Here is a 12,055-nt window from a genome sequence, read left to right as displayed (position 1 = left end):
CACTTAAATGTGGTGGAATTGTTACTAGCATATGTATATGATCCGGACAGCATTCCGCCTCGATAATTTCTACATTTTTTCTCTTACTTAAATCTCTTAGAATTTTACCTACATCAACTTTTATCCGACCATAAATTATTTGCCTTCTATACTTTGGAGCAAAAACAATATGATATTTACATCTCCATTTACTATGTGATAAGCTTTTTACGTCATTCATTGACATTGAACCTCCTATGTTGAAATGTTGTGGTTGCCAGACCAACTTCATTTTATCACTAGGAGGTTCTTTCCTTTTCTCTAAGAAATTTTACTGACCACCAGTTTAACTGGGGGTTAATCATGCCTATTCGGCGTACAATGTAAAAAAGCGGATAACTCATTACGAGCTATCCGCTTTTTTACTCTGGTGATCCAGGAGGGATACGTAAGCAACTTAGGTTTCTAGGAACGCAGTGACGCTGAGACCTTAGTGCGTCAATCCCTCAACACAAAAAGGATCCTACATCAAGTAAGATCCTTTGTACTTTGGTGATCCAGGAGGGATTCGAACCCCCGACCCACGGCTTAGAAGGCCGTTGCTCTATCCAACTGAGCTACTGAACCATGATAACTATATACGATTAGATACTGATAAAAAAATGGAGCGGGTGAAGGGAATCGAACCCTCGTGACCAGCTTGGAAGGCTGGGGCTCTACCATTGAGCTACACCCGCATAACATGGTCGGAGCAGCAGGATTCGAACCTGCGACCCCCTGGTCCCAAGCCAGGTGCGCTACCAAACTGCGCTATGCCCCGTAATGCAATATCTATTCTAACAACAAAATGATAAGTTGTCAACTTAAAACTAGTAAATTTTTAATGAAAAATAACATGTATAATCTAGCTATTTGTATCCGTCACACCAATCTATTCATTTTATAAAAATAATAATTATTTTACTTATAACTAAAATTAATATATCTTAATATTTCCAGTTATATAGCATATATTACAAAGGATTTTATCATCATATAATTTATAGTAATTAATTTAATAAAAACAAGTTATTTCACATATTCTAAATTTGACGGTATACTGACATTGTAAGTAAATGATGACAACCCATTCACTTACCTAAGTTTGAGGAGACTTAGCTACGATAGTGCATTCGCACTAAGAAAGAAGGATTAGAATGAATTTGTTTAGAGCATTTGAAAAACATTTAGAATCTCGTCGATTAGCAGCTGCACCTGCATGTTATAATCATCCAGTTGCCCATCAAGTATGGCATCCATGGACCACTGAACAACGACGAAACATGAATGTTGGTTTAGTTGGAGTTTTTGCTTCTAAATAATTCAGGAGGGACAGTTATTAGAACCTAGATTTTAATTAAAGTTTTGAGGAAAACTTTAATGTGACCATAAAAGCATCTATGTGTTCCCTTAGTTAAACTATCTCCCTTGCCACACAAAATAGCGTATACAAAATTGAGGAGTTTTGTATGCGCTATTTTTACGTATGTAAACAGGTAGTATTCATAGAGTCATGCCATTTGATTCAATTCTACATACATACTATGCTGGACTATATACATTATAGCCATTATACTATCTGACTTTTCACCTATCTCACAACTATCTAAAACGGAAAATAATATGACATTAAAATTCAATTATCAAATATAATTACATGCAACTTCTATTGTAAACTTTATACAGTAACAATATCAAAGAACCTTATAAATTAATGATTTACTAGCATCTAGATACAGACAAAAAGCTTTTTGTATAGTACAATGATAATATATATTTATTTTTTGGTAGTATCAGTCATATTAGCTGAAAGCTCAGTTAGATTTCGCCCACTCTACGAGTATTAATAGACTACCGTTAGTACACATGGAGAATACATATGGACACATCGTATTATCACAATTTTATCACCCTAGTCCAAACGGGTAACATGACACAAGCAGCTGAATTACTTCATATTACACAACCAGCGTTAAGCAAACAGCTTAAATATTTAGAAGCTGAGTTTGGCACTCCCTTATTACACATCAAACGAGGTCAACGAGGCTCTAATTTGCAATTAACTGATGCTGGTCGTATATTCTATGAAAAAGCACAGCAACTTTGTTCCATTGAAGAATCTACTTACAATGCAGTAAAACAGCTAAATTCAAAAATTGAAGGCACCTTGCGCATTGCCGCCTCTGCTTCACGATCTACCTCATTAATTCAAGACTCTATCAAAAACTTTTCTGTCAAGTATCCATCGGTACGATATGAAATTTATGAAGGATTAATGGCTAACGTAACAAGTCAATTAATTAGCGGTAGTGCAGAAATTGGAATTTGTAATGAACAAATGGTCGATATTGAAAAGTTCGATATCATTCATACAGAAGATGAAGATTTATATGCTTTATTCCGCACTGACGTGTTCTGGACGAATCGTGAAAAAGAATCTCTTTCCTGGACTGATATTAGAAAATGTCCCCTTAGTTTATCTGGTGGTTCGGTTCGCATGATTATGCAATCGCCTTTAGCAGATTTATCTACCTTAAATGTAGTATCCATTACCACAACACGAAGTTCTGCCATTGAATGGGCCGCAGAAACAGGCCGTACTGTAGCATTAGTGCCAATGGATATAAAAGAACATGTTCATTTTAGAAAAGTGACTCGCTTACGTTTACCAGAATTTTCAGGTACCTTCCGCAAGGCGTTCATTGTGTTGAAAGGCCATAGTCTATCACCAGTAGCACAACAATTTATAGATTTCTATAAAGCGAATGCATAATGTCTGTTATACTACCTCAGATCGTTATCAGTTCAAGATTTCTAGTATCTAAGAATACCCTATAGATGTAATTCTATCAACGTAACAACTAAACATGTAACCTATCAATTCATGACTACATTATAAAAGGTACTGACCTTTGCTTACCATGTCCTACTTCAATGGTAACACCAGTTACTGGGGTCTACTCAATTTTGTATGCTGATAGGCATTGCTATTTAGTTACACCATGCCAATAAAAAGGGTCCTTTGTGGCCCTTTTTCCTATTAAATACTAATAGAGGAAAATGAATCCTTATAGTGTCTCACATCTTTATGCAGTCGAATGTATGGAATGAACGATATCCTATCATAGAGTTGCTATGAAAGTAAAAGCTAGGAAATTATCCCCCTTATCAATGCGTCAAAAAAAAACAAAAAGTCTGTAAGTATCTACACTTACAGACTTTTTTCTTGGTAGTAAAGGACGAGCTAACTAGTTTTATTCTTTCTAATGCAACGTCTTTAATGACATATTGGTCCATGTACTATCTAAGAAACTACTATATCACTACAGTATGATAATAATTTATATCTGGATAATGGTTTCACCATTGATGAAACCATCGTCACGTATATTGCATGATTACCAATGAATGCACCATGTATAATTTCTTTATAGCAAGAACGGTCTAGTATACTGAATTTCTACGCGGTATAATCAGCTACTTCATAACTTATAAACATATATCAATGATTATATCAATCTGTTATCTTTTTTAGAATTCATAGTATATTCCTATACAACAACATGTTCATTCTTATACATCCTCTACATGTACTACATAAAGAGATGAATGTATTATACTTCTAATTGTCCTACAATATCATTTATAGAATCAATCCCATACGTATCTAGATAGTCTTCCATCTCCCGTGCAATGCGGCTTATGGCAGTAGGATCTACCATAGAAGCCGCGCCTACTGATACACAACTAGCACCAGCCAACATAAATTCAATAGCATCTGTACCTGTCATGATACCGCCCATGCCCATAATAGGAATCGCCACTGCCTGTGCCACTTGATGCACTAATCGAAGTGCTACTGGTTTAATGGCAGGTCCCGATAAGCCACCATATAGATTACCTAATATAGGTCGTCGTGTACGCACATCAATAGCCATACCTAATAAAGTGTTGATTAAACTAATGCCATCCACGCCTTCTGCTTCTACGGCCTTAGCAATTTCTGTAATATCTGTTACATTAGGCGATAATTTCATAATAACAGGAAGTGTCGTATGATGTCTGACACTACGTGCCACTGCTGCGGCATCTTCTGGTCGCACACCAAAGGCGAGGCCCCCGCTCTTTACATTAGGACAAGAAATATTGACTTCGAATCCATGAACACCATCGACAGATAGGGTCTCTGCCATCCACCCATATTCTTCTACTGAATCGGCGGAAATATTGCAGAGTACGGGAAGAGCATAGTGTTTTAATTCTGGTAACACCTGGGAAAGGAACCCTTCTGCTCCAGGATTTTCTAAACCAATACAATTCAAAACGCCCGATGGTGTTTCTGCAATTCGCGTGCCCTCATTTCCTTTTCTAGCGCGTGGCGTCAAACCTTTAACGGATACGGCGCCTAATTCATTACTAATATCAATATAGTCTACATATTCCAAGGCGTTACCAAATGTGCCCGATGCAGATATGATAGGGTTTTTCATAGAAATTCCACAAAACGTGGTCGCTAGTTTTGGTGATGGTGTTACAGTGCCGTTTAAATCTTTTTCACTTGCCCTATAGATTGTTGTATTACTAACCATTCTTGTACCTCATTTTCTAGTATATAGTACGATTATATATCGATAGCGTACTCGCTAGGTCACTGACTCTACAGGTGTGCACCTAGAGGAAAAATACATCTTCCGCCGCAAACACTGGTCCATCTTTACATACTTTATAGCGCTTACCCGCTTTGCCATCACAGCCGCAGCCTAAACAGCCACCTGTACCACAACCCATTCGTTCTTCCAAGGATACTTGACAAGGGACTCCTAATTCCATAGCAATCTTTGCTACGCCTTTCATCATCGGCATCGGTCCGCATGTCATAATCGATGTAATCGCAGTCGATTGTAGTAAGTCGGGCATAATCGTTGTAGGAAACCCTTTAGTACCTACAGATCCATCATCGGTGGTAATATGCACAGTTACGGGCAAATTGTTAAATAAATCGGCCCAAAATAATTCACTTTTATTTCGAAATCCCAAAATAACATGAGCCGATTCATGTGCTTTCAAATGATGGGCAATTGAAAGCATCGGTGCAATTCCCACGCCACCACCTATGAGCAGCATAGATGATGTTGTGGTAAACGGTTGTCCTAATGGTCCCAAGCAATCGAGTGTATCCCCTGGTACTAAGCGTGTTAGTAACATAGTACCACGCCCTACGACGCGATATAATAAAGTAATCGTGCCTGTGTTAGCGTCAAAATTGGCATAACTGATAGGGCGTCGTAACAATGGCGCTGTCCCATCAGTCAGGCGGACATTACAAAATTGCCCCACTTGTGCTTCAGCCGCTTGTTTAGGTGCATAGAGGTCCATAACCCATACATCGGCCCCAATTTGTTCATTGCGAACGACTTCGCCCATTTCTACATATCCACTCATGTATTACTCCTGTTCGTAATCTTGTAACGCTTCTACATTAATCGTTGATTCCGTTTTACGACTCGCCACCACACGTAAGACTTCTCGCGCTGTATCTAAGGATGTCAAGCAAGGTGTACCCAACTCAACAGCTAATCGTCGCAATTGGAACCCTTCTCGTTCAGGTCGTTTACCCGCAGTCAATGTATTTAGCACCAAGTCGATGGTGTCTTGACGAATATGATCTGCACAGTTATCGGATCCTTCTGAAATTTTATTCACCACGTGGCAGGAAACGCCATGTTCTTTAAAGTATTGACCAGTACCACCAGTTGCTTCAATATGATACCCTAATTCGATAAAGCCTTTCGCTAATTGACACGCTTCTTTTTTATCACGATCGGCTACAGTCATCAAAATTGTTCCCGCTTCAGGAATTCTCATATTCGCCGCATGAATGGCTTTAAATAATGCTTCTGAGTAAGTGCGACCTACGCCCATCACTTCGCCTGTCGATTTCATTTCTGGTCCTAATGCAATTTCTACTAAGCCCATTTTAGAAAAGGAGAATACCGGCGCTTTCACTGCCACATATGGTTTATTTGGCAATAATCCTTTTGGTAATCCTAGGGAATCTAATGTTTCACCTAAGGCGATGCGTGTTGCATGTTCTACCATGTTCACACCAGTTACCTTACTAATAAACGGAATTGTCCGGCTAGAACGAGGGTTGACTTCAATAACATGTAACACGCCATTGGCTACAATGTATTGAATATTTAGCACACCTTTTACATGAAGGCCCACTGCAATGCGCCGCGTATAGTCTACAATTTGATCAATCAATTCTTGGCTTAAATGTTGTGCTGGATACACTGCCATCGAATCACCAGAATGAACGCCAGCCCGTTCGATTTGTTCCATAATGCCTGGAATGCATACATCAGTGCCATCTGAAATAGCGTCAACTTCAACTTCCATGCCTACCATATAGCGGTCAATTAGAACAGGATGTTCTTTAGAGGCTACTACGGCTTCTTTCATGTATAGGTCTAATTCTTTATCATTGTAGACAATCTCCATAGCACGGCCACCTAATACATAGGATGGGCGCACGATAAGTGGATATTCTAGGCGATGTGCCGCTTCTTGTGCTTCCTTATCCGATGTAACTAACGCACCTACAGGGCGCGGAATGCCTAATTCTGCTAGGAGTGCATCAAATCGTTCCCGATCTTCTGCCATATCGATACTATCTACAGACGTCCCTAAAATGGTAACCCCTCGCTCTGATAGGGGCCCTGCCAAATTAATAGCCGTTTGTCCACCGAATTGAGCAATGACACCTACAGGGTTTTCTTTTTCGATGACTTCCATCACATCATCCACTGTTAACGGTTCAAAATATAAACTATCCGAAGTATCAAAATCAGTACTTACTGTTTCTGGATTATTATTTACAATAATTGACTGCATGCCTGCCTTGCGTAATGCCCACGCAGAATGCACTGAACAATAGTCAAATTCTACACCTTGACCGATGCGAATTGGCCCCGAGCCTAGTACAACCACGCTTTTATTGCCTAGTGGTACCACTTCATCTTCTGTAGCATAAGAACTGTAGTAATACGGTGTATGCGCTTCAAATTCTGCTGCACAAGTATCTACAAATTTATAAGTTGGCTCTAGTTGCATCGCTTTACGCTTTGCCAATACATCTTCTCGTGTGGTGTTCGCATAGCGAGCGATAACGCTATCGGTCATGCTGTACCGTTTAGCCATGCGCAAATTATCATCCGTTATACCATTTTCTTGTAAATCTTGTTCTACGCGAACAATATTTTTTATTTTTTCAATAAAGAATGAATCTATCTTAGTAATATAGTGTATTTTTTCCACACTAATGCCTTTGCGGAGTGCTTGGGCCACTACATATATCCGTTCATCATCTACTTTATGTAAGCATTCAATGAGTTGTTCTACACTTTCATGAGCAATTTTTTTAAGTGCTATATGGTCAAGGCCAATTTCCAAGGAGCGAATTGCTTTTAACAAAGAACCTTCTAAGGTGCGATCTATGGACATAACTTCGCCAGTGGCTTTCATTTGTGTCCCCAATGTGCGGTCAGCTAAGTTAAATTTTTCAAAAGGCCAGCGTGGAAACTTGGTAACTACATAATCAAGGGTTGGTTCAAAGCAAGCTTTTGTTTCACCTGTAACAGCATTAGTAATTTCATCTAAAGTCATACCGGTAGCAATTTTAGCCGCCACTTTCGCAATCGGATAGCCTGTTGCCTTAGACGCTAGCGCAGACGATCTAGATACGCGAGGGTTTACTTCAATCACGATGTATTCATTGCTATCAGGATTTAATGCATATTGTACATTACAACCGCCTTCAATTTTTAAATAGCGAATAATCGCAAGTGCTGCTGTACGGAGCATTTGGTATTGTATATCATTCAATGTCTGACTCGGCGCCACAACGATAGAATCACCGGTATGAACACCGACAGGATCAATATTTTCCATATTACAAACGATGATACAATTATCCGCAGAGTCACGCATCACTTCATATTCAATTTCTTTCCATCCAGCTACTGACCGTTCTACTAAAATCTGGTTTATCGGACTCATTTTGATCCCACGGCGAGCAATTTCATACATTTCATCTTCATTATGGGCAATACCGCCACCTGTACCACCCATCGTATAGGCTGGTCGAATAATGATTGGATATCCTATGGTATTCGCAAAGGATACGGCTTTTTCTAAGTCCGTAAAAATATCTGATTCTGGTACTGGCTGGCCGATTTTTTGCATAGCTTCTTTAAAGAGTTCTCGGTCTTCTGCCTGTTTAATGGCCTCTAACGTGGTGCCCAACAATTTAACCTGATAGTCTTCTAACACGCCTGCTTCCGATAATTGAACGGCCATGTTTAAACCAACTTGACCTCCCAATGTAGCCAACAACCCCCAAGGACGTTCTTTGCGAATAATTTCTGTAACAAATTCTAAACTAATAGGTTCAATATATACACGATCAGCAATGTCACTATCTGTCATAATAGTGGCTGGATTAGAGTTAACTAACACAACTTGATACCCTTCTTCACGAAGTGAACGACATGCTTGCGTGCCTGCATAATCGAATTCCGCTGCTTGCCCAATAATAATAGGACCTGAGCCAATAACGAGAATTTTCTTTCCGTCTCCTGTCATGTGATTAACCCTTCCTCATTAATTCTTTAAATTGTTGAAATAAATATAAATTATCTGTTGGTCCCGGTGATGCTTCTGGATGATATTGAATCGAAAAGATAGGAAGTGTAGTATGTGCCATTCCTTCTACGGTACCATCATTTACGCTCACATGCGTTACAATGACATCATCTGGCAATGTACTAGCATCAACGGCAAATCCGTGATTTTGTGATGTAATATATACACGATTCGTAGCTAACTCTTTCACCGGATGATTGGAACCACGATGACCAAATTTTAATTTATATGTTTTACCACTATACGCTTGTGCTAGTACTTGATGTCCCATACAAATACCAAAAATTGGTTTATAACCAAATAATTTTTTCACTTCTTCTACTGCATAGGCCAAATCCGCTGGGTCACCAGGTCCATTTGATAAAAAGATACCATCTGGATTGACTGCTTTAATGTCTTCTGCTTTTGCATCAGCTGGGAATATAGTGAGTCGACAATCGTTAGCCACTAGGGAGTGTAAAATATTTTCTTTCACGCCAAAATCATACACAGCCACATGAAATTCTGCGTCCTTATCGCCACGAAGGCCTTGCCATTTTGTGGTAACCCGCATAACTTGATCGGTAGGCAATTCTTTTTTTAGAAATTGTTGAATCGTTTCATCTTCGCAATCTGCACGAGCCACAACGCCTTTCATAACGCCCTCTTTGCGAATTGCTCTCGTAATAGCCCGTGTATCTATATCATATAAACAAGGAATTCCATGGAGTCGCAAATATTCAGAGAATAATCCTTCATTTTGCCAATTGCTAGGAAAGTCGCATAACTCGCCTACAATCAATCCCTTACAATATGGTTTAGGTCCTTGTGTAATCGCATTTAAGGTCCCATAATTGCCAATGAGTGGATAGGTGAGTGTAATAATCTGATCTGCATAGGATGGATCTGTTAAAATTTCTTGATATCCTGTCATGCCAGTATTAAAGACAACTTCTCCCACTACTGGTGCACCACCTAATAAATTTCCATAGAATGTAGTGCCATTTTCTAGAACTAATTTACCCTTCAACGAAGAACCTCTCCTTCTTTCATTACCACTTCACCATTTACCACCGTCAATTTAGCGCGGCCTGTCAACGTCATCCCATCAAAAGGACTCATTTTTCCCTTTGTATAGAATTGATTGCGATCTACTACCCATGTTTCTTCTGTGCTAAATACGGTAATATCTGCATCTTTTCCCACTTCTAATACGCCTGCATCCAATCGCAATAATTCCGCTGGGCGTGTACTCATATGGTAAACCACTTCATCAATACTTAATTTATCTGGCCCGTAAGCATTAGTGATAACTGCTGCTAACGATGTTTCTAAGCCACTAAATCCATTAGGGGCACAACAAAACTCATGGTCTTTATCTTCATACGCATGAGGTGCATGGTCTGTAATAATGCAATCAATCGTTCCATCTTTAAGCCCTTCTAATAAAGCTTGGCGATGATCTTCCGAACGAATTGGCGGTGCCATTTTAAAGGCTGGATTATATTCTCGTAAATATTCATCGGTTAACGATAAATGTTGCGATGTAACCTCACAAGTAACTTGTATGCCTTTTGCTTTTGCTTCTCGCACTAAATCAACTGTATTTTTACTACTTACATGGGCAATATGAATATGTCCCCCAGTCATATCTGCTAACATGATATCACGAGCTACCGCCATATCTTCTGCTACTGCAGGGCGACCTGCTACACCTAATTCATAGGAGACAAAACCTTCATGCATATGTCCATGTTTAGTTAATGTTGTTTCTTCTGCATGATCGATAACCATGCGATTAAACATTTGACTGTATTCTAGAGCGCGGCGCATAAATGCTGCACTTTCTACATAATGGCCATCATCTGAAAACCCTACTACGCCAGCTTCAGCCATGTCACCTAATTCGGCTAATTCTTTACCTTCTAAATTTTTACTAACTGCACCCATAAATTCAACTTTTACAACTCCAGTGAGTTCCGCCTGTTTTTGAAGGCCTCTTACAAGTGCCGCATTATCTACTACCGGTTTTGTATTCGCCATAGTGGCTACTCGTGTAAATCCACCTGCCGCTGCTGCTTGTGTACCAGAATGAAAGTCTTCTTTTGCCTCTTGTCCTGGTTCTCGTAAATGTGTATGAATATCAATCAACCCTGGAGCAACAATCAAGCCCGTTGCATCGTACACCTGGGCACCCTCTTTTGATAAATCCTTACCTATTGCAGCAATCTTACCATTTTCCACTAACACATCTGCTATCTCATGTTGTCCCTTAGCTGGGTTTACAACTGTACCATGTTTAATCAGCAAGCTCACTACCATCACCTCCATGAATTGTTAAGTATAATACAGCCATACGAATAGCCACACCGTTACGTACTTGTTCTTGAATCATAGATTCATCACTATAGGCTACATCGGGAGCAATTTCTAGTCCTCGATTCATAGGACCTGGATGTAACACCATCACATCCTTCTTCGCCAGTTGTAATACCTCTCGATTGATTCCAAAAATACGAGCATATTCACGATTTGTTGGATATAAAGCTTCATCAATGCGTTCTAATTGAATGCGTAGCACATTAATAACATCAGCCCCTTGTACGGCTTCTCTAATATCGTGATGAACGGTGACGCCCATTTTTTCTAATTCGGGATAGACTAATGTTCTAGGTCCTGCTAGATGTACATCTGCGCCCATCGTCGTCATGCCATAAATATCACTGCGTGCCACACGGCTATGCATAATATCGCCAACAATAACAATTTTCAAACCTTCTAAGGATGGTTTCTTTTCTAAAATAGAGTACATATCAAGTAGTGCCTGCGTCGGATGTTCATGCGCTCCATCACCAGCATTAATGATAATAGGTTCTACTGCTTTGGTCGCATATAAAGGAGCCCCCTCTGCTTTATGGCGCATAACGATGGCATCAGTTCCCATATACGATACGGTTAATAAGGTATCTCGAAAACTTTCACCTTTTACCATAGAGCTACCACTCGGTGTAATATTAATTACATCCGCGCCTAAGTATTTACCAGCTAATTCAAAGGAGCTACGTGTTCTTGTACTTGGTTCCATGAATAAGTTAATAATCGACTTACCTTTCAAATAGGGGATTTTTTTATCCTCCGATAAAATAACTCGTTTCATCTTTTTGGCAACTCGTAAAATTAGTTCAATTTCTTCTTTAGAACGCCCTTGTAATCCAAGCAAGTGCTTTCCTTTTAAGCTCACTTCTTCCATCGCGGCCTCCTTGCAATATATAAAAAAACGACCCTTTGCCTGGGGCAAAAGGTCGTATAGTAAACATGACAAAGTACCCGTAACCACGGAACGACTTGCAAC

The 12,055-nt window shown here is 39.6% G+C and carries 9 protein-coding genes and 3 tRNA genes; 2 read left to right on the top strand and 10 right to left on the bottom strand.

Annotated features, from left to right (window positions below; all coding sequences use genetic code 11):
- From tnpA to K357_RS0105680, 4 genes are all read right to left on the bottom strand, one after another.
- On the bottom strand, positions 1-220 hold a 220-nt coding region (gene tnpA / locus K357_RS0105695; RefSeq protein WP_028257846.1), incomplete at its 3' end, for an IS200/IS605 family transposase.
- A 309-nt stretch (positions 221-529) separates the two neighbouring features.
- Positions 530-606, bottom strand: a tRNA-Arg gene (locus tag K357_RS0105690).
- Positions 607-642: 36 nt separating this feature from the next.
- Positions 643-716 (bottom strand) — tRNA-Gly (locus tag K357_RS0105685).
- Between the two features lie 6 nt (positions 717-722).
- Positions 723-799 (bottom strand) — tRNA-Pro (locus tag K357_RS0105680).
- Between the two features lie 376 nt (positions 800-1,175).
- Between K357_RS0105680 and K357_RS09720 the strand changes: the two genes are divergently transcribed.
- Entirely contained in the window at positions 1,176-1,340 is a 165-nt protein-coding gene (locus K357_RS09720; RefSeq protein ID WP_156004906.1) for a hypothetical protein, read from the top strand.
- A 557-nt stretch (positions 1,341-1,897) separates the two neighbouring features.
- The gene (locus tag K357_RS0105670; RefSeq protein WP_028257845.1) at positions 1,898-2,791 is read left to right on the top strand and encodes a LysR family transcriptional regulator; all 894 of its coding nucleotides are present in this window, start codon (positions 1,898-1,900) and stop codon (positions 2,789-2,791) included.
- An 841-nt stretch (positions 2,792-3,632) separates the two neighbouring features.
- On the opposite strand, the gene K357_RS0105665 is transcribed toward K357_RS0105670, so the two are convergent.
- The 6 genes from K357_RS0105665 to K357_RS0105640 form a co-directional block, all read right to left on the bottom strand.
- Positions 3,633-4,607, bottom strand: a complete 975-nt coding sequence (locus K357_RS0105665; RefSeq protein WP_028257844.1) for a dihydroorotate dehydrogenase — start codon at positions 4,605-4,607, stop codon at positions 3,633-3,635.
- Positions 4,608-4,689: 82 nt separating this feature from the next.
- Positions 4,690-5,460, bottom strand: coding sequence for a dihydroorotate dehydrogenase electron transfer subunit (locus K357_RS0105660; RefSeq protein ID WP_028257843.1), 771 nt, complete (start codon positions 5,458-5,460; stop codon positions 4,690-4,692).
- Positions 5,461-5,463: 3 nt separating this feature from the next.
- Complete coding sequence (gene carB, locus K357_RS0105655; RefSeq protein ID WP_028257842.1) at positions 5,464-8,664, bottom strand: carbamoyl-phosphate synthase large subunit; 3,201 nt, start codon at positions 8,662-8,664, stop codon at positions 5,464-5,466.
- A 4-nt stretch (positions 8,665-8,668) separates the two neighbouring features.
- The gene (carA, locus tag K357_RS0105650) at positions 8,669-9,733 is read right to left on the bottom strand and encodes a glutamine-hydrolyzing carbamoyl-phosphate synthase small subunit (RefSeq protein ID WP_028257841.1); all 1,065 of its coding nucleotides are present in this window, start codon (positions 9,731-9,733) and stop codon (positions 8,669-8,671) included.
- On the bottom strand, positions 9,730-11,019 hold the full coding sequence (locus tag K357_RS0105645) for a dihydroorotase (RefSeq protein WP_028257840.1): 1,290 nt from the start codon (positions 11,017-11,019) through the stop codon (positions 9,730-9,732). Before K357_RS0105645 ends, carA begins: the two co-directional genes overlap by 4 nt.
- Positions 11,003-11,953 carry an aspartate carbamoyltransferase catalytic subunit gene (locus K357_RS0105640; protein ID WP_028257839.1) on the bottom strand — a complete coding sequence of 317 codons (951 nt, stop codon included), beginning with the start codon at positions 11,951-11,953 and terminating at the stop codon, positions 11,003-11,005. Before K357_RS0105640 ends, K357_RS0105645 begins: the two co-directional genes overlap by 17 nt.
- Positions 11,954-12,055: the final 102 nt, after the last annotated feature.

The sequence above is a fragment of the Veillonella montpellierensis DSM 17217 genome (assembly GCF_000426745.1).
Classification (GTDB): domain Bacteria; phylum Bacillota; class Negativicutes; order Veillonellales; family Veillonellaceae; genus Veillonella; species Veillonella montpellierensis.
This window is presented reverse-complemented; position numbering and strand designations above follow the sequence as displayed.